Genomic DNA, 23541 nt, shown 5'->3' on the forward strand with positions numbered 1-23541 from the left:
GCGCCTGAAATGCAATAAGTCGCCACGGCCCGGGGCCTCCGGGAGGCTGGTGTTGTGTGAGGCTTATAGGCAGAATGAAGCACACGTTGGCGCTGCCGGCGACGGACCCGAAACCAGCCGGCTATGACGCCGCGGAGGGACAGAACATGACCAGACTGCTCATCATCGGGCCGCCCGGATCGGGAAAAGGCACCCAGGCGGTGCATATTGCGCGGCATTTCAGCATCCCCACAGTGTCCACGGGCGACATCTTCCGGACCAACGTCAGCCAGGAAACACCGCTGGGGGTGGAAGCGGCCAAGTACCTCGACGACGGCGCTTTTGTTCCGGACGAGCTCACCAATGCGCTGGTCAAGGACCGGCTCCAGGAGTCAGATCTGGAGCCCGGGTTCCTGCTCGACGGGTATCCCCGGACTGCCACGCAGGTTACTGAACTGGACAACATGCTTGCCTCCCGGAGCCAGCGACTCGACGCCGTGGTGGAGCTCCGTGCCCCGGATTCAGAACTCGAACAGCGGATGCTGCAGCGGGCCAAGGAGCAGGGCAGGAAGGACGACACCATCGAAGTCTTCCGGCACCGCCTGGACCTCTACCACCGCGAAACGCACGAGGTCGTGGCCGTCTATGCTGGCCGGGGAATGCTGGTCTCGGTTGACGGCAGCGGCGAACCCGGGGCGATCACCGAACGGGCCATTGCCGCCGTCGAAAAGTTTCTTGCAGAAGGAGTGGCGTGATGAGGATTGCAGTAACCGGCGGAAGCGGAAAACTCGGGCGCCACGTGGTCCGCAGGCTCACGGACGACGGCCACCAGGTCATGAACCTGGACCGCACTGGGGACAGGAACCCGGGCCTGGCAATCGTGGACCTGCGCGAATACGGCCAGGTGCTCGATGTGCTCCTCAGCCTTGACAGCAGGCACACCGGATTCGACGCCGTGGTCCATCTGGGAGCCATCCCCGCACCCGGCATCATTCCGGACGCCGCCACCTTCGAGAACAACATGCTCTCCACCTACAACGTCTTCCAGGCGTGCCGGCGGGCCGGCATCAAGAGGGTGGTCTACGCCTCGAGCGAGACGGTCCTGGGGCTGCCGTTCGACAATGATCCGCCCTACATTCCCGTGGATGAGGAATATCCGGCCAGACCGGAGAGCACCTACTCGCTGGTGAAGCACCTCGAGGAGCAGATGGCCATCCAGCTGACCCGGTGGGATCCCGAGCTGAGCATCACCGGGCTGAGGTTCTCCAACGTGATGGACGTCGAGGATTACGAACGGTTCCCATCGTTCGATGCCGACGCCCGGGAGCGCAAGTGGAACCTTTGGGGCTACATTGACGGGCGGGACGGGGCGCAGGCGGTGGCACGTGCCCTGGAAAATGCGCAGCCCGGTTTCGAGGCATTCATCGTCGCGAACGCGGACACCGTCATGAGCCGTTCAAGCGCCAGCCTGGCCGCCGAAGTGTTTCCCAACGTCAAGGTGACCAAGGAGCTGGGCGAGCACGAGACCATGCTGTCCATCGATAAAGCCAGGCGTCTGCTGGGATTCGAGCCCGAGCACACCTGGCGGACCTATCACTCGAACCGGACCACGCCCACGGAGGACTGAGCCCGCTTTCACAGGGAATTTGCTGAGCTGGCCAAGGTTTTCCGCAGGATCAGGGAAGATTCCGTCAGCGTCGGGCGCGGGCTCCTAAACTTTTTGGCGGGACGGAGTATCAGTTCCGCCCCGCTCCCTCTGCCACGCTAGGACCCCCCATGAGCACCCGACGTTTTGTGCTGCCCGGATTATTGCCGGCCGCTGTCAACGCAACCCTCCTGGCCGCCGTCGTTCTTTCGACGTCTGCCCTCCCGGCGGAGGCCGTTGAGGGTGCGGGGAACGACGGCGGGGCCAGGAACCGCTACATCGTCCAGTACGCAGGGGAAGCCGATGTCCCTGCCGAGGTGACGCGCTTGACGTCCCAGGGCATCGGCGTCGGCCGCTCGTACTCACACGCCCTCCGCGGCGCCCTGGTCACGGCCACGCCGGCCCAGGCTGCGGCACTGTCCCGCTCGGCCGGCGTCGTGTCGGTGGAGGTGGACGCCCCGGTCAGTATCACCGGGACGCAGCAGCCGGCACCGTGGGGACTGGACCGGGTGGACCAGCGGCCACTGCCCCTTACGGGTTCCTACACGTGGGCGGCGGCGGGAGCCGGGGTCAGTGCTTACGTGGTGGACACCGGCGTGCTGGCGTCCCACACCGAGTTCGCCGGACGGGTTTCCGCTGGGTGGACTGCTGTGTCGGACGGACGCGGATCCGGGGACTGCAACGGCCATGGCACCCACGTTGCCGGGACCGTCGCCGGGTCAACCTATGGCGTGGCAAAGAGCGCAACCATCGTCCCCGTCCGGGTGCTCGACTGCACTGGCTCCGGCTACAACTCCGATGTGGTGGCTGGCCTGGACTGGATCGCCGCCAACCATGCTTCCGGAGCTCCGGCGGTGGTAAACCTCAGCCTGGGTGGGGCTGCCAGCGCGGCCGTGGACACCGCCCTCCAGGGAGTCGTCAACGACGGCGTCGCCGCCGTGGTCGCGGCAGGCAACTCCGCGGTGGACGCCTGCACCAGCTCCCCGGCGCGGCTCCCGGCCGCCGTCACCGTAGCAGCCAGCGACTCCGCCGACCGCCAGGCGTCCTTCTCCAACTTCGGCTCCTGCGTGGACCTCTACGCGCCGGGCGTCGGCATCACCTCGGCGTCCTGGACGTCAGCAACGGCAACCGCCTCCATGTCCGGAACGTCCATGGCAACTCCGCACGCGGCCGGTGCAGCGGCTATCCTGCTGTCCCAAAACCCGTCCCTGACGCCCGCCCAGGTTGAGTCGGCGCTGAACTCGAACGCCACCACCGGCCTCGTCACCGGTTCAGGGGCGGGGACGCCGAACCGGCTGCTGTATTCGGCAGGAACGGCGCCCGTTGCGCCTGCCCTGCCGGCGCCCACCGTCACGTCCCGGACACCCGGAGCGGGCTCGACGGCGGTATCCGTGGCCAGCAACGTGACAGCCACCTTCAGCACAGCGGTCCAGGGGGTTGGTGCCGGAACCTTTGTGCTCCGGAACGCTGCCGGGACGGCCATTCCGGCCTCCGTCAGCTACAACGCATCCACGAAAACGGCCACCCTCGATCCGGCCTCAGCCCTTGCCGCTGACGGTACCTTCACGGCTACCCTGGTGGGCGGTGCCACGGCGATCCGGGATTCCGCGGGCACCCCGCTGGCCAGCACCAGCTGGACGTTCCGCACCGGTCCTGCGCCCACTGTCACAGCTTTCACCCCCGGCAGCAACGCCCTCCTGGTCCGGCGGAACAACAACATATCCGTCACCTTCAGCGAGGCAGTCCAAGGTGCCGGCACTGCCACGTTCACGGTGAAGAATGCAGCCACCGGGGCAGTGGTTGCTGCCGCTGTGTTCCGCAACGGCACCACCAACCAGTGGATCCTGGACCCCCAGCAGGTACTGGCTGCCAAGACGAAATACACGGTCACGGTCACCGGCGGCCCCGCGGCAATCCGTGACCTCGCCGGCAATCAGCTGGCCACCAGGACCTGGCAGTTCACCACCGGGTCGTTCTAGCGGCGGGCAGTTCCAGTGGTTCTTGCTGACCGCTTCGTTAGCGGTCAGCCAAGGAGGGGGAGTCCGACGGCGGCAATTGGGGGGCGCCGTCGGTTCTTCCTGATTGCCGGTCAGGTGCGTCCGCGGAGTCCGGGTGGTGCGCGGACCAGATGGTGCCCACCTCCTCGGCGAACTGTTCCACAATCCTGCTCATCGCCGCGTGTGCGGCGGCGGCCTCGCCCCGCTGGATGGCGCTGGCCACATCCACATGCAGCTGCAGCGCCTGGTGGTCCGGCAAGTGGGGCATCAGCCCGTGCTGCGCGCGGCCGGTCAGGACCTCAGCCACGAGGTTCTGCAGCTGGGCAAACATGGCGTTGCCTGAAGCCTTGAGTACGGCCGCATGGAACTCCACGTCCAGCCGCAGGAATTCCTCCTGGTCGCCGCGCTGGCCTGCCGCCCACAGGCGGGCTGCGTGGGACACAAGGTCGCTGCCCGCATCCCAGGAGGCTCGTTCCGCCGCGAGGCGGGCCGCCTGCGGTTCAATCGCGCCGCGAAGTTCATTGAGGGACTGCAGCTGTTCCAGCCGCCGGGAGGAAGCGAGCCGCCAGCGGATCACCTGCGGGTCGTAGAGGTTCCAGGCTTCTTCGGGCTGCACCACGGTGCCGAACCGCCGGCGCGAGGCCAGCATGCCTTTGGAAGCCAGCACCCGGGCCGCCTCCCGGACAACGGACCGGGACACCTTGTGCTGCGCCTCCAGCTCGTCGAGCCTCAGGACCGAATTCGGTGCGAACTGTCCCTCGGCGATCGCCAGTCCCAGGCTCTGCACCAGCGAACCGTGCAGGTCTGTTGGCGACAGCGCCTGGGGGATTCTCATAGATAAATCATACGGCTTAGCAAAAAGGCTTGTATATGTCTGCCTTATTTACCTATGCTCTCTTCCAGAGCAGATGTAAAGATGCATTTGTAGTGCGGCTGGACAGTGACGTCAGCCCTGAAATGAGGGAGTCGTAATGAAGCGACGTTCAATAGTGAAGTACGCGGCAGTCGCCGCCGCGCTTTCGCTGGGGCTGACCGCCTGCAGCGGCAGCGGCAGCGAGGACGCCAAGGAGGCCGGCACCGTCCGGGTCACCCTGGCCAACCACGTCTGGACTGAAGGCATCAAGGCAGCCATCCCGGAATTCGAGCAGTCCAGCGGCCTGAAGGTCGAACTGACCCAGCTCGGCGAAGACCAGCTCTCCGATCAGTACAACGTCAAGCTCAACGCCGGCAGCGATGAAATCGACGTCATGATGTACCGCCCGCTCCAGGAAGGCAAGGCATTCGCGAAGAACGGCTACCTCGCGGACCTGACCGGCAAGGTTTCCTCGGACGCCGCCTGGGACTGGAAGGACTACCAGGAGGGCCCGGTCAAAGCCACCACCGTTGACGGGAAGGTAGTGGGCGTCCCCATCATCACCGAACGTGAAGTGCTCTACTACCGCAAGGACCTCCTGCAGGCCGCAGGTCTGCAGGTACCCAAGACCATGGAAGAGCTTGAGGCTGCGGCGAAGGCCATCAAGGCGTCTTCCCCGGACACCGCCGGCTTTGTGGCCCGCACCGGCAAGTCCGCCGCCGTCACCCAGTTCTCCAGCTTCCTCTACAGCTTCGGCGGCGACTTCACCGATGCCAGCGGCAAGTCCACGGTCAACTCCGCTGCCGCCAAGGAGGCCTACGCCTTTTACGGCGGCCTGATCAGGAACTACGGCCCCGCCAACGTCAGCACGGACATGAGCTGGCCCGAAGCCATGGCAATCTTCACCCAGGGCAAGGCGGCCTTCTACACCGAGGCCGACTCGCTCTACAAGAACGCCACTGACCCGGCCAAGTCCAAGGTTGCTGACACGGTCGGTTTCGCCGCCCTGCCAGCCGGCCCGGCGGGTTCGAAGCCTTACAACATTCCGTCGTGGGGCCTGGCCGTGAACGAGGCCTCAGGCAACCAGGACAACGCCTGGAAGTTCATCCAGTGGGCCACCAGCAAGGACCGCACCCTGGCCGCGCAGAAGGCCGGCGTCCCGGGGCCCCGTGCCTCGGTCTGGGCGAACTCCGAGGGAACCTCCACCTACCCGAAGGACCTCGCCGAGGCCATTGCCGTCAGTGCCAAGAACGGGGTCGGCCATGACCGCCCCGAGGTTGTCACCGTAGGCAAGGCCCGCGAAATCGTGGGTGAGCCGATCGTTGCTTCCATCACCGGTGGGGATGCGTCAGCCGCTGCCGACAGCGCCCACCAGGCCTTCCAGCAGTTCCTGGACAGCGAAAAGAAATAGCACCCGGCGCCTTGGCGCCCGCGTTGCATCAACAGCCCGGCGGGACGGCAGCTAAGTTGCCGTCCCGCCGCGGCCCCTCTTCACCCTCCAACTCCTTAGGTGAACATGTCTGTAATGAACGCTCCCCGCAGCGCTCCTGCGCGCAGCGCCGGCCGGCCTCCCAGCATGCGTGGGAACTTCTCCAACTGGTCCAACCGGCATCGCAAGTGGCTTTTCGCAGCGCCCGCGATGATCTTCGTCGGGGTCCTGATTGTCTTCCCCCTGGCCTGGACCCTGTACCTGAGCCTCACCGATTCGCAGGGCTCCGTCCGTGCCGCCACCGAGTTCATCGGCCTGCAGAACTACCTCACGGTCCTCTCCGACACCGAACGCTTCTGGCCCGCCGTCGGCCGTACCCTGTCCTTTACTGGTGTAGCGCTGGTGTGTGAGGTGGTGCTCGGCATGGGCATCGCCCTGCTCCTCTGGCGCCCCTTCCGCGGCGAAAAGTGGGTTCGGGTGGCGATCCTCCTTCCGCTGGTTGCCACCCCGGTGGCAGTGGGCATGATGTGGCGGCTGATCTTCGATCCCAACATCGGTTTCGCCAACCAGCTGCTGGGCATGATCGGAATTCCCGCACAGCCGTGGCTCTCTGGCCAGGACACTGCGCTGGGAACCACCATCTTCATGGACGTGTGGCAGTGGACCCCGATGGTGGTGCTGATCCTGCTTGCCGGCCTGACCTCCCTCTCCGAAGAACCTGACGAGGCGGCCAGGGTGGACGGTGCCAGCGCGTTACAGCGCTTCTTCTACATCACCCTTCCGCTCATGATGCCCACCGTGATTGTGGCCATCCTGCTCCGGGGAATCGACGCCCTGAAGACCTTCGACATCCTCTACGCCACCAAGGGCAAAGGCGGCGGTTCCTTCCACGAAGTGGAGACCCTGAACGTCTACGCCTACGGCCTGAGCTTCGACTACAACCAGTACGGGCTGTCCTCCGCGGTGCTGATCCTGTTCTTCATGATCATCATCGGCACCATGTGGCTGCTGACCATGCGCAAGAAAGCGGTAAGCAAATGACCGTCCTGACCCCGGACCAGACCTCCGCCGGACAGCCGCAGGTGATCCGCCGCCGTCGGAAGCCCCTGGCCACGCGTGCCTATAAGGTCTTCCGCGTTGCAGCCCTGATCGCAGTGGTGCTTTTCCTGATTGCCCCGCTCGCCTGGATGCTGCTGGCCTCCTTCAAGACCAACGTGGACATCTACGACACCGGCAAAGCGCTGTTCTTCGCCCCGACCGGCGAGAACTACGCCAACGTGCTGCAGCGGAACAACTACTTCGTCTTCATCTTCAACAGCTTCTGGGTAGCCTTCGTCTCCACGGCACTGTCCCTCATTCTCGGCGTACCGGCCGCCTACGCCATGAGCCGCTTCACCATGCACCGCTCGGCCCTGGTGGTCCTGATGGCCCGCGTCATCCCCGGCGTCTCCCTGCTGGTGCCCTGGTACTACGTGTTCTCCAACCTGCGGATGGTGGGGCGGTTCGAGGTGCTGATCCTCAGCCACATGTTCGTGGCGCTTCCCCTGATCGTGTACATCATGATGAGCTACTTCGACTCCCTGCCGCTGGAGCTGGAGGAGTCAGCCCAGGTGGACGGCCTCACCCCGATCGGCGCCTTCCGGCTCATCACGCTGCCGCTGTCCGTCGCCGGAATGGCCACCGCCGGCATCCTGTCTTTCATCTTTTCGTGGAACAACTTCATGTTCGCCCTGGTGCTTTCCGGTTCCAAAACCAAGACGCTTCCCGTGGCCATCTTCGACTTCGTCTCGTACGCCAGCATCGACTGGGGCGGCCTCATGGCGGCCGCCACCGTGGTCACCGTCCCCATCATGATCATTGCGCTCTTCACGCAGAAATACATCGTCTCCGGCATGACTGCCGGCGCTACCAAGGGCTAGCCGGCATGACACTTATCAGCAGAATAGAAACCTTCCTGGTCGCACCGCGTTGGCTGTTTGTCCGGATCGAAACGGAGAGCGGCATCATCGGCTGGGGCGAGGCAACCTGCGAGGGCCGCAGTGAAACGGTCCGCACCGCCGTCGAGCAGCTCTCCGAGGTGCTGATCGGCAACGACGCGCTACGGATCGAGGACCACTGGCAGGTGATGACCAAGGGCTCCTTCTACCGCGGCGGACCCATCCTGGCCAGCGCAGTCTCCGGACTGGACCAGGCCCTTTGGGATATCGCAGGCAAGCACTTCAACACGCCCGTGCACCAGCTCCTGGGCGGCCATGTCCGCGACCGGATCAGGATGTACGGCTGGGTGGGCGGGGACGAACCCAATGAGGTGGCGGACCAGATCAGCGCCCAGCTGGAGGTGGGACTCACCGCCGTCAAAATGAACGCGAGCGGCCGGATGAGCCCCATCGCCTCGGTGGCAGAGCTCGACGGCGTGGTCCGCCGGGTTGCCGCGGCCCGCGAAGTCCTCGGGGAACACCGGGACGTGGCGGTGGACTTCCACGGCCGCTTCAGCCTCGCCAACGCCCGCCGTGTGGCGCCGCTCCTGGAGCCGTACCGGCCGTTCTTCCTGGAGGAGCCGCTGGTCCCGGAAAACACCCATCTGCTGCGCGAACTGACCTCCTCCACCACCACCCCCGTGTCCACCGGGGAACGGCTGTACAGCAGGCAGGAATTCCTGCCCGCGCTGCAGGCCGGGATCGCCGTGGCACAGCCTGACCTGTCCCACGCGGGCGGCATCACCGAAGTGCGGAAGATCGCCTCCCTGGCGGAAATCTATGAAGTCCAGCTGGCACCCCACTGCCCGCTCGGTCCGCTGGCCCTGGCCGCGTGCCTGCAGGTGGGCTTTGCCACCCCCAACTTCCTCATCCAGGAGCAAAGCATCGGCATCCACTACAACAAGGGTGCCGAAGTCCTGGACTACGTGGTGGACAAGTCCCCGCTGAAGTTCGTGGACGGCCACATTGAGCGGCTGACCGGCCCCGGCCTGGGCATCGAAATCGACGAGGCGGTGGTGCGTGCGGCGGACAAGCGCGGCCACGCCTGGCGCGGACCGGTCTGGCGCCACCCGGATGGAGCGTTCGCAGAATGGTGAACAGCATGACTGACAGCATCGAAGCAACGCCCGGGGGCCTGCTGGCCGGAATCCGGGAGTCCCGCCTCGTGGGAATCGTGCGCGGCACTGACGGGGCGGCCGCGGCACGGGCGGCCCTGGCTGCGATGGAGGAAGGATTCCGGTTCGTCGAGATAGCCCTGACCACCCCGGGAGCGCTGGCGGCGATCCGTGAGGTCCGCGCTGCCGCGCCCGCAGGTTGCTACGTTGGGGCGGGAACGGTCATGACGGTCCAGGACGTGGACAACGTGGTGGAGGCCGGCGGCCAGTTTATGGTCACGCCCTCGCTCGCAGAGTCCATCAGGGAATCGGCAGGGCGGGGAATCCCTGTTCTGGCCGGCGCCCTGACGCCAAGCGAGGCCTATGAGGCGATGAACCGCGGGGCCACTGCCGTCAAGTTGTTCCCGGCTTCCATCGGCGGCCCCGGCTACCTGAAAGCACTGCGCGATCCCTTTCCTGCCATCCCCTTCATCGCGGTGGGCGGCGTGGGCCTTGACGAAGCGGCCGGCTACTGGGACGCCGGGGCGATCGCCGTCGGCCTCGGTGGACCGCTCTTCGGCGATGCCGGCTCAGGCGGTGACCTTGCACCGATGCGCGGGCGGGCCCGCTCGTTTGTCGACCTGGCAGATTCGTATACCCGCAGGACCGCCGCGACGGGTGCACGGTGAGCTCCGCCGTGGACCTCCTGACCTTCGGTGAATCGATGGTTTCGCTGCGGTCCGCCGGACCCCTGTCTGCGGGCGGCTGCCTGGACATGCATGTTGCGGGCGCGGAATCCAACGTTGCCGTGGGCGTTGCGCGGCTGGGCCACAGTGTGGTGTGGGCAGGAGTTGTGGGCGCAGATCCGCAGGGTGAATACATCCTGCGGCAGTTGCGCTCCGAACGGATCGGTACGCATTACCGTGTGGATGAGGCCCGCAGCACCGGGGTCATGTTCCTCGAGCAGAGGACGGCCGACATCACCCGGGCGTTCTATTACCGCGCCGGTTCGGCCGGTTCCACGCTCAACCGGGAGGATGTGGACCGGGCGTTGGCTGCCGGCCCGCGGGTGCTGCACCTGACCGGCATCACCGCCGCCCTCAGCCCGGAAGCCCGGCAGGCCGTTGAATACGCGGCCCGGCGCGCCGCCTCCGAGGGCATTGTGGTCTCGCTCGACGTCAATTACCGCAGCCGGCTGTGGTCCAGGGAGGAGGCCCGGGCCGCGCTGAGCCCGCTCGCCCGGTACACGGACGTCCTGATAGCGTCCGACGACGAACTGGACCTTGTGGCCGCTGCGCCCTCGGACGGGGGCAACTCCGACGACGCCGAAACCGCTATGGCTGCCTCGCTGCTGGAGCAGGGGGTCGGGGAAGTCGTGGTCAAGCGGGGCGCTGCCGGCGCCGGCGTCCACACCGCCGCCGGCCGGATCGAAGCTCCGGCCGTCGCGGTGACCAGCATTGATACCGTCGGTGCAGGAGACGCTTTCACCGCCGGCTACCTCTCTGCACTGCTCGACGGCGGGGATATCGCGTGCCGCCTGCAGCGCGGCACAGTTACCGGAGCCTTTGCGGTGAGCACCGCCGGCGACTGGGAGGGCCTGCCCAGCCGCGACGAACTGTCCATGCTGGGCACCACCGCCAGCGGAACCACGCAGCGCTAGCTGCCCCCAGCAAGTCCTGGCCGCTGGCCTGATTCGGGGTCCGGCAGGGATAGGCTCTGTTTACTATTCGCTTGGGGGAGGACGGTCCAGTGCCAGTGCAGCTGATCCGGAACGTTGCCATTTTCCTGGACATGGAGAATCTGTTCGGCGGCTACGGCAATGACGCTGCTGCCGTTCCGCTCGCCCAAGTGGTGCGCGATATCGAAGCTGAGGTGGCCCGCAGCGGGCTCGGGGGCGGGACAGCCCTTGCCCGGGCATACGCCAACTGGGCCAGGCCGGACATGGCCGGGTACCGGAGCCAGCTGCTGGCAGGCAACATCAAGCCTGTCCAGGTCTTCTCCTTCGACCACAGCAGCAAGAACGCCGCTGACATTGAGCTTGTGGTTGACGCTTTGGAAGTTGCGGCGGACATGCCGTGGATTGAACTGTTTGTGATCGTCAGCGGTGACGGCGACTTTGTGCCACTGATCCGACGGCTCCACGCCCTGGGGAAGCGGTCTTTCGTGGCCACCACGTCCCAGCCGGCAGCGGGTATCGTCAACAAACTGCTGCCGTCGGTGGCCGATTACTTCCACCGGATCGAGGTACCCCCGGCGCCCGGAGTACGCATCCTTCCCGCGGCTGTCCAAGTACGTCCGAAGGCCGCAAAGGCCGGGGCCGCCAAGCAGATCCCTGACTCGAAAACGCCGGCCAAGAAAAGCCCCGCCGCCAAGAATGCCACGCCTGCCCGGAAGGCTGCGGCCGCCCACCCCGAGCTCAAGCTGTACCAAGCGAGCATCCACGACTTCGTGAAGAAGGATCCAACCCTGTGGGTCAACGGCCAGGTGAACGCGCAGCGGCTGGGTACCCTGCTGCGCAAGAGGTGGCCGGACGTCACCTACAAGACTTTCGGCTTCGCCACGCTCACCCGCTTTGTTGAGGAATCCTGTGGCTTGAAAACAGCCAAGCCGGTGGCCGGTGGCGCCAGTAAGTAGCAGCACCAGCGGCGCCGTCACGCAGCGCTAGCTGCCGGCTGGGTGCGGGGTCAGACCTGCACCTGGAACTCCGTGTGCCCGTGCCGGATGCCGTTGATCTGCAGCTCCAAAGCATGGACACCGGCGTGGTGCACCCTAGTGGTCATCTGCCGGAAGGCATGGCGCTTGGTCACGGAGCGGGTCTCACCCGCGGCCAGGGTTAGCGACCCGATCTTGAAGACCTTGGCCGAGGTGGTGCCGTTGGCCTTCATGTAATGGACCACGTAGTCCACCGCCAGCCTGGCGTCCGCTGCTCCGGTGTTGGAGATCTCGAAGTCGAAGGCCAGCTCACCGGGCAGGGCCACAGATTTCCGGTCCAACCGCGGTCCGGTCACAGCGAGCGACGCCGGAACGAACCCCAGCAGTGACAGCGCACCGGGGTGGGCATTCTTGATCAGGGTCCGGAGGCCGTGCCGGACCACCGGGGCGGTGTTGCCGTCCGGGGCTGCCAGCCAGCGCTCTGCTGTGGCCACCACCAGGGCGGGGGCGTGCCGCGCCACATCGTTCAGATGGTTCGCGACTGAGCGCCGGACGTAGTCCGAGGGATCGCGGTAGAGGGCATCGAGCAACGGAATGGTTGCCTCCGGGGTCAGGACAATTCCGGGAACGCGGACGGCCCAGGGCAGATAGGGCCGCGTCCCCTCACTCGCCAGCCGGCGGACATGCTCATCCGGGTGCCCGGTCCAGCCCTGGATCACCCGCAGGGAACGCTCCAGGTCCCTGTCCAGCAGCCGGCGGATGGCGAATTCGCCGGTCAGCCTGGGCGTCAGCTCCGCCAGGAGGGCAAGGCAGTCGTCAAAATCGCCGGCAGGGTCAGGCCCGGCACCCGCTTCCAGGGCAAGAGTGACGGCGGTTTCGGATACCGGCCAGATGATCCAGCCGGTGAAACCAGCTGAGGCGAGGGCCGTCCGGAAGGTGCGTGCCGCCGTCGGGAATCCAGGCTCCGGCATCAGCCGGATGTCCGCGAGCAGTGCAGCGCTGATCCTGTCCGTGCGGGCGCGCAGGCTGAGCCCGTCCAGTTCGGCGGCGGCACCGGCAACGTGCCCCCAGCAGGATCCCGGAGCCGCTTCCCCGAGGACCCGCGCGAGCGTTTCCACGTTTTGCCGGTTAATCAGTTCATTCATCACGCCCATTGAGTCAGGCTACCCCGCACGTTGGAGGCCAATTCCGCGCAGACGGGATAATCTTCACCCTAAGCAAATCCTCAATGGGCACGGAGCGGAAAACACAGTGACAGAGCAGGCAGGACCACGCACGTCAGGCGATTCCGGAAAGAAGAATGCCCTCTGGCGTATCTTCCACAACAAGTTCGTGGTGGAGGAACGCTACATGGAACCGGCTGCGAGGAGCGGTCTGTACCGGACTTCGGTGGTGCTGGTCGCCGTCGGTCTCCTGATGTTCATTGCCACCCTGGTGGGCGTGCTGGCCAGCAATACGGCACCATGGCCCTTCGATGAATCTGCCCGCAACTGGCTGCTTTCGGTCAGATCCGAGCCGCTGACGGCCTTCATGATCTTCCTCGCGGTGGTCTTCGGCCCAGTCGCACTGCCCATCATCGTGCTGGTGGTGACAGTGGCCTGGGGGTTCGCCGCCAAGCATGCCTGGCGTCCCATCGTCCTCGCCGCGGCCATGCTCACGGGCGTGGCGATTTCCCAGATCATCCTGCAAATCGTCCGGCGCTCGCGGCCCCCGGTGGAACAGATGCTCTTCGGAGCCGACCACACCTTCTCGTTTCCGTCCGGCCACGTGCTGGGGGCCTGTGACTTCCTGCTGGTGACGGCGTTCCTGGTCTTCTCCCGGCGCGAAAACCCCAGGGCTGCCGTTGTTGGCTTCGTGGGCGCGGGCATCGGCATCATCCTGGCTGCGCTGAGCCGGCTCTACCTCGGCTACCACTGGACGAGTGATGCACTCGCTTCGCTATCCCTGTCATTGATGATCCTTGGCGGCGTCATTGCGCTGGATACGTGGCGGACTGCCCGGATTCCCGGCGAACGGATCACCGGCGAACTTTCCAAAGCTGACGCCCCGGGGGACTGAGTGGCAACCGAGGCGGACGTCCGGAGGTTGTGCCTGGCACTGCCAGGAGTGACTGAGCGAACCAGCTGGGAGCAGCCCGCCTGGTTCGCCAGGACGTTGATGGCCCGCATCTGGGAGGAGGGTGTGCTGACGGTCAAAACCGCCGAGCGTGAAGCCCTGGCCGACACGGATCCGGACACCTTCTTCTGGACGCCCCACCATGACAGATCGCCCCAGCTGGTGCTGGTCCGGCTGGCGAAGATCACCGTTGCGGAACTGGGCGAACTGCTGGAGGACTCCTACCGGCTCGCGGGTGGCCGAGACGCCTGAGCTGCCGGACCCGCGCTACTCCTCGAGCAGGGACCTTGCACGCTTCAACGCACGGTGCAGCTTGGCGTTGGCCGCCTCAAGTTCCAGGACCCTGGCGACGCCGGCGAGGTTGAGCCCCTGTTCAAGCAGCTCGCCGATGTGCAGCAGCAGGGCGATATCGTCATCGCTGTACCGGCGCGTGCCGCCCGAGGTGCGTGTGGGGGTGAGCAAGCCACGGGTTTCGTAGAGCCGGATGTTCTGCTGGCCGGTCCCCGCCAACTGGGCCGCCACGGAGATGGCATACAGCGGCCGGGCCGCCCGGGCCGGGGCTGCCCGGTCTGAAATCCCGCGAACTGTGTCCACCCCAAATTCCTTCCCTGATGATGTTGCATCAGTCTCTCACGGGTGCTATAAAAAATCTATATCCACCACCATAGATAAATGGACGTGGATGTGGACACTGGATCAAACTTCTACCAGAGGAGTGGAAAGATGATGTTGATGCGTACGGACCCGTTCCGTGAGCTGGACCGGCTCACCCAGCAGGTCTTCGGAACCGTTGCCCGGCCGGCTGCCATGCCCATGGACGCCTGGCAAGAGGACGGCCAATTCGTGGTGGCGTTCGATCTTCCGGGCGTCAAGCTGGATTCCGTGGACCTGAATGTGGAACGCAACGTGCTGACCGTCCGGGCGGAACGCCAGGATCCCACCCAGCCCAACGTCGAACTGGTGGCCTCCGAACGTCCGCGTGGTGTCTTCAGCCGCCAGCTGATTCTGGGTGAGGCGCTGGATACGGACAACATCAAGGCCAGTTACGATCAGGGCGTCCTCACGCTCCGGATCCCGGTCGCGGAGCAGGCCAAGCCGCGCAAGATCGAAATCGAAACGAAGCAGGGATCCATGCACGAGATCCGTTCGTAGGTCCCGGACGCCGGGGCGCAGGCAGCCCGCGCTGCCTGCGCCCCGAGCCGTTCCAATCCGAAACGTACCCGCCCATGACCAGCCAGCCCGATTACTATGCCGCCCTGCGGTTGAATCCCGCTGCCACGCAGCAGGAGATTTCCCGTGCCTACCGCGCTCTGATGCGAACCCACCACCCGGATGTCCACGCCGGCACAGCAACTGAACGCGATGCACAGGACGCCGAACTGCTGCGGATCATGCAGGCTTTCTTCGTCCTTCGCGACCCCGTCCGGCGGGCCGCCTACGACCGCACCATCGCGGGAGGCGCGGCCAGTGCGGAAGGGGCCGCCGCCGCGGGAGGCACAGCAACTCCGGGAGGCGTGCCGGAGAGCGGAACAGCGACCGGGATCCCGGTCCGGATGGTGCACGCCAGGGCGGCGCCTGCCGGGACCAGTATCCGGATCATGCCCGTGCGCTGGGAAAGCGGTCCGTGGACCTGAGGCGGAACCGCGCAGGTGAGTCCCCCTAAAACAGCCTGAAACCGCAAGGAGGCGGACCAAAAAATGAGCGAGTGGCACCGCTACGATTCCCACCTTATTCCGGCGTTCCATGAACGGTTCGAGCAGCGCTGGGGCGCCGGCACCGCTCCATTCCTGGACCCGGAAGCCCACGAGGAGCCGCTGCCCCGTGCCCAGTGGATCAACCCCGTCACCGGTGCCGCCTTGGCCGTTGTCCCGGTATGGACCGCCGAAGAACGGCAGCAGCGGTCCTTTGGAGTGTTTTACCTTCCACCGGCCGGCGACATTTGGGTCCTCCGTCCCGGTTACACCGGCTACCTGGAACCGGCCGACGGCGAACCGGAATCCCTTGTCACGCTGCGGAACGATGCCTTCCGCAAGGCGGTTGCGCACGCCAAGGAATTTCTGTTCGGCTCGCAGTGACACCGGTGATTTCCCGGAGCTACAGTTCCGGTATGGCCACATCCACCCCGACTGTTCAGCGGTTGAAGGAGCTGTACGAAAACCTTCCGCTGCCGGCTGGCCATGTGACCGGAATGGCCCTCGATCTCATCCTGGACCGGTTGCGTCCCGCGCCCCTTCCAGGCTCCCGCCCCCTCCACCGGACGGCGGGGGCACTACTGGTACTCGCCGGCGTCGGCCTTAATCTCCGGGCGCTGCAGGAACGGCGGCGCCGGACCGTGGGCCGCTTCGCGCTGGAACGGCCGGAAGAACTGGTCACCACCGGTCCGTATGGTCTGACCCGTCATCCCATGTACGTGGGGTGGTGGTTCATTCGCCTGGGCACCGGAATCCTGGCCGGTTCAGCATGGACCCTGGTGACGCTGCCTGTTCTATCGCTGGCCGGACACCCGGAGGTCCTCCGCGAAGAGGCGCTGCTGGCACGGCTCTTTCCGGAGTCATATCCAGCCTATGCAGGCCGGGTTCCGCGTTATCTCGGCTTCCCCGGCGGGCCGCCCCGGCAGGCCAGCCCCCCACGTGCCATTCCGGGGCCGATACGGAAGGAATTATGGGAGGATATTGACCTGACAAACGCGTGGTTTACGGACCCTGCGGGAAACGTTTCCTCCGTCGTTAAGGGTTGACTTCATGCACATTACCGCCAAGGACCTGGCTGCCCGGATCCCCGCCGACTTCACCCTGGGCGTCGCCACGGCGGCCTTCCAGATCGAGGGCGCGCTGGACGAGGACGGCCGCGGCCCGGCCGGGTGGGATGTGTTCGCTTCCAAACCCGGCGCAATCGTCGACGACCACAGCCCCGCGATCGCCTGCGACCATTACCACCGGATGCCCGGTGACGTTGCCCTGCTGAAACAGCTGGGCGTGGACTCGTACCGGTTTTCCCTTTCCTGGCCACGGATCCAGCCCACCGGCAGCGGAGCCGTGAACAAGGCGGGCCTGGACTTCTACGACCGCCTTATCGACGAGCTGCTCGCCAACGGGATCTCGCCCATGGTCACGCTCTATCACTGGGATACACCTCAGGCGCTGGATGACATCGGCGGCTGGATGAACCGGGATACCGCCTACAGGCTGGGCGAGTTTGCCGCCATCGCCGCAGAAGCTTACGGGGACAGGGTGGCCCGGTGGTGCACCATCAACGAACCTGCCACCGTGACCACCAACGGCTACACCCTGGGACTGCATTCCCCGGGTGAGGCGCTCCTGATCAACGCCCTGCCCACTGTCCACCACCAGTTGCTGGGCCACGGCCTCGCAGTGCAGGCGCTGCGGGCTGCCGGGGTTCCCGGCGGTATCGGCATGACCAACGTCTACTCGCCCATGGTCCCCAACTCGATCAACCCCCTGGACCGGATCAGTGCCGGCCTGATGGATCTGGCCCAGAACCGGCTCTATGCGGACCCCGTGCTGACGGGTAAGTACCCGGACCTCATCCGCGCCGCGAAGTTCTTCAGCTCCTTCGATCACCCGGACGAGGACATGGAGATCATTTCCCAGCCGCTGGATTTCTACGGCCTGAACTATTACATGCCCGCCAAGGTTGCCGTGGGGCCGGGCGAGGGTGCAGTGCCGGCAAGCATGGCCGAGGCCATGGGAAGCGACCTCTCCGCCGTCGGCAACGGCGGAACACCGTTCCATGTGGAGACCTGGCCTGAAGCGGACATCACCTCCTATGGCTGGCCCGTGAAGCCTGACTACATGCGCGTCGCCCTGAAGGAAATGGCGGAGCGGTATCCGAACCTGCCGCCGGTGATCATCACGGAGGGCGGGGCGAGCTTCGAGGACATCATCGTGCGCGACAAGTCCACCAACACGACCTTCATCCCTGACGAGCGGCGCCTGAAGTACCTTTCGGACCACATCGAGGCGGCTTTGGCGGCCACCGCTCCCGGCGGTGAGGCGGAGTCCATTGAGCTTCAGGGCTACTACGTATGGTCGCTGATGGACAACTTTGAGTGGTCCGCGGGCTACAAGCAACCGTTCGGCCTGCTCCACGTGGATTTCGAGACCCTCGAGCGGACGCCGAAGGCATCCTTCTTCTGGTACCAGGAACTCATCGAGGAACGGAACCTTGCCGCAGCGGCGAATACCGCCGTCGCGCAGGCCATGGTGCCGGATGCGGGAGACCAGGAGAACAGGGACCTTCCCGACGGCGACGTGACCGCCTTGGGTGCCACCGCATAGCTTTGCGGTAGCGGCTGGGAGAAACTCCTAGAGGAGGTCCAGGACCTTGAGCTGCTTGGCCATGCCGGCGCCATCGGTCGAGTAGATCCACGGAACCATGGAAGTGGTGTGGTCGCCGTCCTCGGAGTGGCCGCCGGCGAACACGGACTCGCTGACGGAGAGCTGCCGGATGGCGATGGCGGCCACTTTGTCGGCATGATCCTGGGCAAAACCGTTGTAGATCTGCTCGTCGTGCTGGCCGTTGTCGCCGATCAGCAACCACCGCATGTCCGGGAATTCCTTCGCGAGCCGCTCAAGATTTTTGTGCTTGTGCTCCTGCCCGCTGCGGAACCAGCGGTCATGGGTCAGGCCCCAGTCCGTCAGCAGGAGGGCACCGGCCGGGTACATGTTCCGGCCCAGGAAGCGCGCGAGGGTGGGCGCGGCGTTCCATGGTCCCGTGGACAGGTAGATGACGGGAGCTTCCGGGTGTTCGATGGTCAGCCGGTCCAGCAGGACCGCCATGCCGGGGGTGGCCATGCGGGCCCGTTCGCTGAGCACGAAGGTGTTCCACAGCGCCAGGAACGGCCTCGGTAGGGCGGTGACCATGACGGTGTCGTCAATGTCGGACACGATGCCGAACCTGGCCTCGCTGTCAATCACCTGGATCAGCGTCTCTACTGGTTCTGTTCCCTCAGCACGCAGGACGGCCGTATGCCAGCCGGGGGCGAGCTGAACGTCCACCACTGTGTCAATGAGTCCGCCCCGGTCTGCCTTGACCCGGGCTACCACGCCGCCGATGGTGATCTCCACGTCCGTGTACTGGAGGGGGACGCCGGTAAAGGCCCGCCACCCCCGCACGTTCTGGGTGCCGTTGCGGGCTGCGTGTTCGGCCTCGCTGCCCGGCGCGGGCTTCTTTGTCAGCAGGACCCTGCCGAGCACCCGCACCCAGCTCGTGGAGCCGTAGCCCTGATAGGCCACAGTTTGCGGCGCAAAGTTCCAGCGTTTGGCCAGCAGGATGCGGACGCCGTTGACGGCGTCGGATATCCGGTGCGCCAGCCGGAAGAGCTGCGTGCCCGAAGGCTGTGCCTGGTGCGGAAGGTTGTGCGTTTCGTTCTGAGGAGCCCTGTCCATGCTTACCACTCTGCCACAGCCAGGACGCGGCGCGGCAAGACGGCGGCATCAGCCTCCTTCCGTGACGTCAGCCCTCCCCGAGGATCCACCGCAGGGTCTCGGCGTTCCGCACGGCGTTCCCGCCGCCGTCGTTATTGAAATAGGCGAAGACGTCCTGACCGGCACCGGCCCACTCGCGGATGCGGTCCGCCCACCAGTGCAGGTCAGCGTCCGAGTAGGAGCCGCCGTACAGGTGCTGGTGGTCGGGGCCGTGCAGCCGGACGTAGACGAACGGCGCCGTGGTGCGCAGGATGCATGGCAGGTTGGCGCCGCTCATGATGCAGTAGGCAGCCTGGTGGCGTTCGAGCAGGGAGTAGACGTCCTGGTGGTCCCAACTGGAATGCCGGAATTCGACGGCAACCCGGATCCACCACGGGACAGCCGCGAGGAAATAGTCCAGCCGGGCGTCATCGCGTTCCAGCTGAGGCGGGAGCTGGACCAGCAGAACCGCGCGTTTGTTACCGAGCTCGTGCCAGCAGCGGGCAATGCGCTCGATCCAGACTTCCGGTGCGTACAGCTTCTTGCCATGGGTCAGGCCACGGGGCGCTTTGACGGACAGCTGGAATCCGTCCGGCAGCCTGCGCCGCCAACTGGCGAACGAGGTATCCCGCGGCCACCGGTAGAAGCTGGCATTCAACTCAACGGTGCTGAACCGGGCAACATAATGCTGGAGCCTGTCCCGGGCAGGAAGGCCTGGCGGGTACAGGACGTTCTCCCAGTGGTCGTAACTCCAGCCGGAGGTGCCGATGTGGATCGCCACGGTCAGCAGGGATCCGACGGCGTTGCATGGTTCATGGGTGCCTCCGGTGCTCAGGGCCGGCAATCACTTCAGGCTACACCGCCGGACTTCACCATCCGGGACACTCCATGTGGCACTGTATTGGAATGGCGCGGATAGAAGATTACGCAGTTGTTGGCGACCTCCACACCGGCGCGCTGATCAGCACCGAGGGCTCCATCGACTGGCTCTGCCTTCCGCGGTTTGACTCCCCGGCCTGCTTCAACGCGTTGGTCGATACGCCGGAGTCCGGACGCTGGCTGCTCGCGCCGGAAGGCGGCGGCACCTGCACCAGGCGAGCCTACCGGGAAGGGACCCTTGTCCTGGAAACAGAATGGGAAACGCCCGATGGCACTGTCCGGATCATCGACTTCATGCCGCCACGCGACGAGGTGGCAGACATCGTGCGGATCGTCGAGGGCGTGAGCGGCAGCGTCAGGATGCACGGCGAACTGACCCTGAGGTTCGACTACGGGCACATCGTTCCCTGGGTCCGGCGGGACAAACACGGGCTCCACGCCATCGCCGGACCGGACGCCGTCTACTTTGTCACCAACGCGCCCCTCCAAGGGGAAAACCTGCACTCCGTCAGCGACTTCACCGTGCAGGCGGGGGAGCGCGTGCCGTTCGTCCTGACGTGGGCGCCCAGCCACGTTGGCCGCCCCCACACCGTGGCAGCCGAAGAGGTGCTGGGCACAACGATTGCCTTCTGGCGCGGCTGGGCGTCCCAGTGCACAGTCGAAGGCAAATACCAGGACGCCGTGCTGCGTTCGCTGATCACGCTCAAGGCTCTGACCTACGCACCCACCGGCGGCATTGTTGCCGCCGTGACTACTTCCCTCCCGGAACAGATTGGCGGTCCGCGCAACTGGGATTACCGCTACTGCTGGCTGCGGGACGCCACCATGACGCTGCAGGCATTGTTGGCTGCGGGCTACACGGCGGAGGCGGCCGCCTGGCGTGACTGGCTGCTCCGTGCCGTGGCAGGGGACCCGGCCGATCTGCAGATCATGTACGGGATCCATGGCGAGCGCCGGCTCCCGGAGATGGAGCTGCCGTGGCTTGCGGGGTACGAGAACTCAAAGCCGGTGAGGATTGGCAACGGTGCCGCGGAGCAGCTTCAGCTGGACGTCTGGGGCGAGGTGCTGGACTGCCTGGCGCTGACCCGGAGTTCCCTGCTGAAGCACACGGATGAATCCTGGGACCTGCAGGTGACGTTGATGGGGCACCTGGAAAAAGTCTGGGACCAGCCGGACAACGGGCTCTGGGAGATGCGGGGGCCGCGGCGCCACTTCACCCATTCCAAGGTGATGGCCTGGGTGGCCGCGGACCGGATGGTTAAGGGTGTGCGTGACTTCGGGCTCCGGGGTCCGGCCGAACGCTGGGAGGCGCTTCGCGACACTATCCACCGGGAAGTCATGGCCAATGGCTTTGACTCCGAGCGCAACACCTTCACCCAGTCCTACGGGCGGCCGGAACTCGACGCAAGCCTGCTGCTGATTCCGCGGGTGGGATTCCTGCCGCCTGATGATCCCCGCGTGATCGGGACAATCGATGCCATCCAGCGTGAGCTCACCGAGGACGGTTTTGTCCTGCGCTACCGTCCTGCCGACAGCGACGACGGACTCCCGGGGGATGAAGGCGTGTTCCTGGCCTGTTCCTTCTGGCTGGTGGAGGCACTGCTGGGCGCAGGACGTGCGGAGGAGTCCACGGTGCTCTTTGAACGGCTGCTCGAACTCCGCAACGATGTAGGCCTGCTCAGTGAGGAATGGGGCGTCAAAGCCGCCCGGCACCTGGGCAATACGCCCCAGGCCTTCAGCCACTTCGCGCTGGTGACAAGCGCCCTTGAGCTGCACCAGGATACAGTCCGCCGGAGCGATACCCCTATCCCCCCGGAGGCGGAAAGGGTAGGGCGTTAGGGGTCCCGGGGCCAGGCGGCCCTACTGCCATCCTCAGGAAGTAAGTATACTTACTAAGACTGATGATGCGCTTCAGGAAATCACAGCGCAGTGACTGAATGAGGGGTAAGTGGAATGGCCGGATACTTTGAACTGGTGGATGCGCCTGACGGTGGCTACAGGGTGAGAATGATGGATGGTTCCGGTAACCTGATGGCCATCTCCGTGACGTTTCCCACCAAGCGGGCCGCCGTGAAAGGCGTCGAAATGGCCCGCGAAATCGCCGGAACGGGCCTGATCAGGGATCGCAGCAGCAACGGCGCTGGATCTGTTATTCGGGATCGGGTCCGGCCGGTGCCGTCTTCCAAAGAGAAGGCTGCTCCCCGCGGCAAGAAAACCGGGTCCGTGCGCGCCTCCGTCGGATGATGGTCAACCCGGGCCGGAGCCAAGGCCAAAACCTCGATGCGAACCAGGGCCAGCCACCACGCGCGGTCCACATCCCCGGGCAGGTCCAGGGCTCAGCCGGACAGGGTCCCGGGGGGCCGGCCCAGCGCCCGGCCGTCCTTTTTGACCTTGACGGGACCCTTGTGGATACCGTTTATCTGCACACCCTGGCATGGTGGAACGCTTTCCGCATGCACGAATACGACATTCCCATGGCCGCCATACACCGCTGCGTGGGCATGACGGGCAGCCTCCTGGTTGACACCCTCCTGCCCCCTGGCCGCGACCGGGATACCGATTCTGAAATCATGGCCAGCCATTCCGCGGTCTACGCCCAGAGCTGGCCGTCGCTGCGTCCTTTGGACGGCGCCAAGGAACTCCTGGCCCAGTGCCACGCCCGCGGGCTCGCCGTGGTCCTGGCCTCCTCGGCGCGCAAGGCCGATCTGGCTGCCGCCCGGAAGGCGCTGGACGCGGATGCGTTTATCCATCACGCCACAGGCCCGCAAGACGCCAAGGCAAGCAAGCCGGCCCCGGACATCCTGATTGCCGCCCTGGAGGCCGTCGGGGGTTCAGCGTCCGCTGCCGTCTTTGTGGGGGACGCAGTATGGGACATGAAGGCCGCCGTCGCCCTGGGCGTCCCGGGCATCGGCGTCACCTGCGGTGGAACCGGTGCAGCAGAACTCCGGGAAGCCGGAGCAGCGGAGGTTTTCGACGGTCCGCGCGACATCCTCGAAAACCTTCACACCAGCGCCATCGGCAGGCTGCTCGCCCAGGGGCCGCGGGCCGCAGGAGCCTAGATCTGCCGGCGGTCCGGGTTGCGCGGGTTCTCCTCGGTGTAGCCCTCCGCTTCAGCCATCACGGGCTTGACCCACGCGACGCTGACCTTGACCGCGCCGTCCTTAGTCCTTTCCACCTCTTCCACCACTTCCGAGGCAGAAGCCCCCATCTCCATGATCCTGGTGCGGTAACTTGCGAGGAGCTGGGTCAGGCTCTCCTCCGTCCATTCCCCGGGACGAATCCGGGTGGAGATCTCAACGGGTTCCGGCTGGTAAAGGGCCATGACGGCGTCTCCTCATTAAGGGCAGGGTCAGAAACGGGCAAGGTAAAACCTGTTCGCTTCCTACGCTAGGAGCGTTCACCGGCAGGCACAAGGAAAAGCCATCAGTATGCTTACTTTTTGGCTCCTGACCCGTTAGCGTCGGAATACGGAGAACCTCCCTATTTCAGAGAAAGG

Annotated in this window: 26 protein-coding genes; 20 read left to right on the forward strand and 6 right to left on the reverse strand. The window is 65.6% G+C overall.

The window, feature by feature from the left end; translation table 11 throughout:
* The first annotated feature begins 146 nt into the window (after positions 1–146).
* From AC1MCA_RS13630 to AC1MCA_RS13640, 3 genes are all read left to right on the forward strand, one after another.
* A complete protein-coding gene (locus AC1MCA_RS13630; protein ID WP_479798100.1) occupies positions 147–734 on the forward strand; it encodes an adenylate kinase in 588 nt (195 codons plus the stop codon).
* Entirely contained in the window at positions 734–1606 is an 873-nt protein-coding gene (locus tag AC1MCA_RS13635; protein WP_479798103.1) for an NAD-dependent epimerase/dehydratase family protein, read from the forward strand. The genes AC1MCA_RS13630 and AC1MCA_RS13635 overlap by 1 nt, the downstream gene beginning before the upstream one ends.
* Positions 1607–1755: 149 nt before the next feature.
* Positions 1756–3603 carry a S8 family serine peptidase gene (locus tag AC1MCA_RS13640; RefSeq protein WP_479798105.1) on the forward strand — a complete coding sequence of 616 codons (1848 nt, stop codon included), beginning with the start codon at positions 1756–1758 and terminating at the stop codon, positions 3601–3603.
* Between the two features lie 37 nt (positions 3604–3640).
* Here AC1MCA_RS13640 and AC1MCA_RS13645 read toward each other — a convergent pair whose 3' ends face one another.
* Complete coding sequence (locus tag AC1MCA_RS13645) at positions 3641–4456, reverse strand: FadR/GntR family transcriptional regulator (protein ID WP_479798107.1); 816 nt, start codon at positions 4454–4456, stop codon at positions 3641–3643.
* Between the two features lie 136 nt (positions 4457–4592).
* Here AC1MCA_RS13645 and AC1MCA_RS13650 point away from each other — a divergent pair, with 136 nt between their 5' ends.
* From AC1MCA_RS13650 to AC1MCA_RS13680, 7 genes are all read left to right on the forward strand, one after another.
* Complete coding sequence (locus AC1MCA_RS13650; RefSeq protein WP_479798111.1) at positions 4593–5885, forward strand: ABC transporter substrate-binding protein; 1293 nt, start codon at positions 4593–4595, stop codon at positions 5883–5885.
* 114 nt (positions 5886–5999) lie between these two features.
* Positions 6000–6944: a carbohydrate ABC transporter permease gene (locus tag AC1MCA_RS13655; protein ID WP_479798115.1), complete on the forward strand. Its 945-nt coding sequence runs from the start codon at positions 6000–6002 to the stop codon at positions 6942–6944.
* Positions 6941–7822 carry a carbohydrate ABC transporter permease gene (locus AC1MCA_RS13660; RefSeq protein ID WP_479798118.1) on the forward strand — a complete coding sequence of 294 codons (882 nt, stop codon included), beginning with the start codon at positions 6941–6943 and terminating at the stop codon, positions 7820–7822. Before AC1MCA_RS13655 ends, AC1MCA_RS13660 begins: the two co-directional genes overlap by 4 nt.
* A gap of 5 nt (positions 7823–7827) precedes the next feature.
* Positions 7828–8976: a galactonate dehydratase gene (gene dgoD / locus AC1MCA_RS13665; protein ID WP_479798122.1), complete on the forward strand. Its 1149-nt coding sequence runs from the start codon at positions 7828–7830 to the stop codon at positions 8974–8976.
* A gap of 5 nt (positions 8977–8981) precedes the next feature.
* A complete protein-coding gene (locus AC1MCA_RS13670; RefSeq protein WP_479798123.1) occupies positions 8982–9662 on the forward strand; it encodes a bifunctional 4-hydroxy-2-oxoglutarate aldolase/2-dehydro-3-deoxy-phosphogluconate aldolase in 681 nt (226 codons plus the stop codon).
* Positions 9659–10633 (forward strand): sugar kinase, encoded by a 975-nt coding sequence (locus AC1MCA_RS13675; RefSeq protein WP_479798126.1) that lies wholly within the window; start codon positions 9659–9661, stop codon positions 10631–10633. Before AC1MCA_RS13670 ends, AC1MCA_RS13675 begins: the two co-directional genes overlap by 4 nt.
* A gap of 89 nt (positions 10634–10722) precedes the next feature.
* Complete coding sequence (locus AC1MCA_RS13680) at positions 10723–11607, forward strand: NYN domain-containing protein (protein WP_479798130.1); 885 nt, start codon at positions 10723–10725, stop codon at positions 11605–11607.
* 50 nt (positions 11608–11657) lie between these two features.
* Here AC1MCA_RS13680 and AC1MCA_RS13685 read toward each other — a convergent pair whose 3' ends face one another.
* On the reverse strand, positions 11658–12779 hold the full coding sequence (locus AC1MCA_RS13685) for a DNA alkylation repair protein (RefSeq protein WP_479798134.1): 1122 nt from the start codon (positions 12777–12779) through the stop codon (positions 11658–11660).
* Between the two features lie 97 nt (positions 12780–12876).
* Here AC1MCA_RS13685 and AC1MCA_RS13690 point away from each other — a divergent pair, with 97 nt between their 5' ends.
* Positions 12877–13683 (forward strand): phosphatase PAP2 family protein, encoded by an 807-nt coding sequence (locus tag AC1MCA_RS13690; RefSeq protein WP_479798138.1) that lies wholly within the window; start codon positions 12877–12879, stop codon positions 13681–13683.
* Positions 13684–13992 (forward strand): MmcQ/YjbR family DNA-binding protein, encoded by a 309-nt coding sequence (locus AC1MCA_RS13695; RefSeq protein ID WP_479798142.1) that lies wholly within the window; start codon positions 13684–13686, stop codon positions 13990–13992.
* Between the two features lie 15 nt (positions 13993–14007).
* Here the strand turns inward: AC1MCA_RS13695 and AC1MCA_RS13700 are convergent, their stop codons facing one another.
* Positions 14008–14334, reverse strand: a complete 327-nt coding sequence (locus tag AC1MCA_RS13700; RefSeq protein WP_479798146.1) for a MerR family transcriptional regulator — start codon at positions 14332–14334, stop codon at positions 14008–14010.
* Positions 14335–14466: 132 nt separating this feature from the next.
* Here AC1MCA_RS13700 and AC1MCA_RS13705 point away from each other — a divergent pair, with 132 nt between their 5' ends.
* The 5 genes from AC1MCA_RS13705 (at position 14467) to AC1MCA_RS13725 (ending at position 18038) form a co-directional block, all read left to right on the forward strand.
* Positions 14467–14892: an Hsp20/alpha crystallin family protein gene (locus tag AC1MCA_RS13705; protein ID WP_108599856.1), complete on the forward strand. Its 426-nt coding sequence runs from the start codon at positions 14467–14469 to the stop codon at positions 14890–14892.
* Positions 14893–14966: 74 nt separating this feature from the next.
* Positions 14967–15374 carry a J domain-containing protein gene (locus AC1MCA_RS13710; RefSeq protein WP_479798152.1) on the forward strand — a complete coding sequence of 136 codons (408 nt, stop codon included), beginning with the start codon at positions 14967–14969 and terminating at the stop codon, positions 15372–15374.
* A gap of 63 nt (positions 15375–15437) precedes the next feature.
* Positions 15438–15815 carry a hypothetical protein gene (locus AC1MCA_RS13715; RefSeq protein WP_479798157.1) on the forward strand — a complete coding sequence of 126 codons (378 nt, stop codon included), beginning with the start codon at positions 15438–15440 and terminating at the stop codon, positions 15813–15815.
* 32 nt (positions 15816–15847) lie between these two features.
* Positions 15848–16477, forward strand: a complete 630-nt coding sequence (locus tag AC1MCA_RS13720; RefSeq protein ID WP_479798160.1) for a methyltransferase family protein — start codon at positions 15848–15850, stop codon at positions 16475–16477.
* 4 nt (positions 16478–16481) lie between these two features.
* Positions 16482–18038, forward strand: coding sequence for a GH1 family beta-glucosidase (locus AC1MCA_RS13725; protein WP_479798164.1), 1557 nt, complete (start codon positions 16482–16484; stop codon positions 18036–18038).
* 27 nt (positions 18039–18065) lie between these two features.
* On the opposite strand, the gene AC1MCA_RS13730 is transcribed toward AC1MCA_RS13725, so the two are convergent.
* Together AC1MCA_RS13730 and AC1MCA_RS13735 are read right to left on the reverse strand one after the other, a co-directional pair.
* Entirely contained in the window at positions 18066–19148 is a 1083-nt protein-coding gene (locus AC1MCA_RS13730) for an App1 family protein (protein ID WP_479798166.1), read from the reverse strand.
* A 67-nt stretch (positions 19149–19215) separates the two neighbouring features.
* Complete coding sequence (locus AC1MCA_RS13735; protein ID WP_479803397.1) at positions 19216–19947, reverse strand: DUF72 domain-containing protein; 732 nt, start codon at positions 19945–19947, stop codon at positions 19216–19218.
* Positions 19948–20072: 125 nt separating this feature from the next.
* Between AC1MCA_RS13735 and AC1MCA_RS13740 the strand changes: the two genes are divergently transcribed.
* The 3 genes from AC1MCA_RS13740 to AC1MCA_RS13750 all read left to right on the forward strand — a co-directional run bounded on the left by AC1MCA_RS13740 (position 20073) and on the right by AC1MCA_RS13750 (position 23104).
* Complete coding sequence (locus AC1MCA_RS13740) at positions 20073–21884, forward strand: glycoside hydrolase family 15 protein (RefSeq protein ID WP_479798168.1); 1812 nt, start codon at positions 20073–20075, stop codon at positions 21882–21884.
* A 114-nt stretch (positions 21885–21998) separates the two neighbouring features.
* Positions 21999–22289 carry a YegP family protein gene (locus AC1MCA_RS13745; protein WP_108598210.1) on the forward strand — a complete coding sequence of 97 codons (291 nt, stop codon included), beginning with the start codon at positions 21999–22001 and terminating at the stop codon, positions 22287–22289.
* Positions 22286–23104 (forward strand): HAD family hydrolase, encoded by an 819-nt coding sequence (locus AC1MCA_RS13750; protein ID WP_479798172.1) that lies wholly within the window; start codon positions 22286–22288, stop codon positions 23102–23104. Before AC1MCA_RS13745 ends, AC1MCA_RS13750 begins: the two co-directional genes overlap by 4 nt.
* On the opposite strand, the gene AC1MCA_RS13755 is transcribed toward AC1MCA_RS13750, so the two are convergent.
* The gene (locus AC1MCA_RS13755) at positions 23101–23367 is read right to left on the reverse strand and encodes a hypothetical protein (protein ID WP_479798175.1); all 267 of its coding nucleotides are present in this window, start codon (positions 23365–23367) and stop codon (positions 23101–23103) included. The genes AC1MCA_RS13750 and AC1MCA_RS13755 overlap by 4 nt on opposite strands.
* Between the last annotated feature and the right edge of the window lie 174 nt (positions 23368–23541).

This window comes from Arthrobacter sp. BK1 (genome assembly GCF_056680055.1).

What these genes read in the sequence shown, in the direction of transcription:
- AC1MCA_RS13630 (WP_479798100.1), top strand. Translation starts at nt 147, where the DNA reads ATGACCAGACTGCTCATCATCGGGCCGCCCGGATCGGGAAAAGGCACC.
- AC1MCA_RS13635 (WP_479798103.1), top strand. Translation starts at nt 734, where the DNA reads ATGAGGATTGCAGTAACCGGCGGAAGCGGAAAACTCGGGCGCCACGTG.
- AC1MCA_RS13640 (WP_479798105.1), top strand. Translation starts at nt 1,756, where the DNA reads ATGAGCACCCGACGTTTTGTGCTGCCCGGATTATTGCCGGCCGCTGTC.
- AC1MCA_RS13645 (WP_479798107.1), bottom strand. Translation starts at nt 4,456, where the DNA reads ATGAGAATCCCCCAGGCGCTGTCGCCAACAGACCTGCACGGTTCGCTG.
- AC1MCA_RS13650 (WP_479798111.1), top strand. Translation starts at nt 4,593, where the DNA reads ATGAAGCGACGTTCAATAGTGAAGTACGCGGCAGTCGCCGCCGCGCTT.
- AC1MCA_RS13655 (WP_479798115.1), top strand. Translation starts at nt 6,000, where the DNA reads ATGAACGCTCCCCGCAGCGCTCCTGCGCGCAGCGCCGGCCGGCCTCCC.
- AC1MCA_RS13660 (WP_479798118.1), top strand. Translation starts at nt 6,941, where the DNA reads ATGACCGTCCTGACCCCGGACCAGACCTCCGCCGGACAGCCGCAGGTG.
- dgoD (WP_479798122.1), top strand. Translation starts at nt 7,828, where the DNA reads ATGACACTTATCAGCAGAATAGAAACCTTCCTGGTCGCACCGCGTTGG.
- AC1MCA_RS13670 (WP_479798123.1), top strand. Translation starts at nt 8,982, where the DNA reads ATGACTGACAGCATCGAAGCAACGCCCGGGGGCCTGCTGGCCGGAATC.
- AC1MCA_RS13685 (WP_479798134.1), bottom strand. Translation starts at nt 12,779, where the DNA reads ATGGGCGTGATGAATGAACTGATTAACCGGCAAAACGTGGAAACGCTC.
- AC1MCA_RS13705 (WP_108599856.1), top strand. Translation starts at nt 14,467, where the DNA reads ATGTTGATGCGTACGGACCCGTTCCGTGAGCTGGACCGGCTCACCCAG.
- AC1MCA_RS13710 (WP_479798152.1), top strand. Translation starts at nt 14,967, where the DNA reads ATGACCAGCCAGCCCGATTACTATGCCGCCCTGCGGTTGAATCCCGCT.
- AC1MCA_RS13715 (WP_479798157.1), top strand. Translation starts at nt 15,438, where the DNA reads ATGAGCGAGTGGCACCGCTACGATTCCCACCTTATTCCGGCGTTCCAT.
- AC1MCA_RS13720 (WP_479798160.1), top strand. Translation starts at nt 15,848, where the DNA reads ATGGCCACATCCACCCCGACTGTTCAGCGGTTGAAGGAGCTGTACGAA.
- AC1MCA_RS13725 (WP_479798164.1), top strand. Translation starts at nt 16,482, where the DNA reads ATGCACATTACCGCCAAGGACCTGGCTGCCCGGATCCCCGCCGACTTC.
- AC1MCA_RS13730 (WP_479798166.1), bottom strand. Translation starts at nt 19,148, where the DNA reads ATGGACAGGGCTCCTCAGAACGAAACGCACAACCTTCCGCACCAGGCA.
- AC1MCA_RS13740 (WP_479798168.1), top strand. Translation starts at nt 20,073, where the DNA reads ATGGCGCGGATAGAAGATTACGCAGTTGTTGGCGACCTCCACACCGGC.
- AC1MCA_RS13745 (WP_108598210.1), top strand. Translation starts at nt 21,999, where the DNA reads ATGGCCGGATACTTTGAACTGGTGGATGCGCCTGACGGTGGCTACAGG.
- AC1MCA_RS13750 (WP_479798172.1), top strand. Translation starts at nt 22,286, where the DNA reads ATGATGGTCAACCCGGGCCGGAGCCAAGGCCAAAACCTCGATGCGAAC.
- AC1MCA_RS13755 (WP_479798175.1), bottom strand. Translation starts at nt 23,367, where the DNA reads ATGGCCCTTTACCAGCCGGAACCCGTTGAGATCTCCACCCGGATTCGT.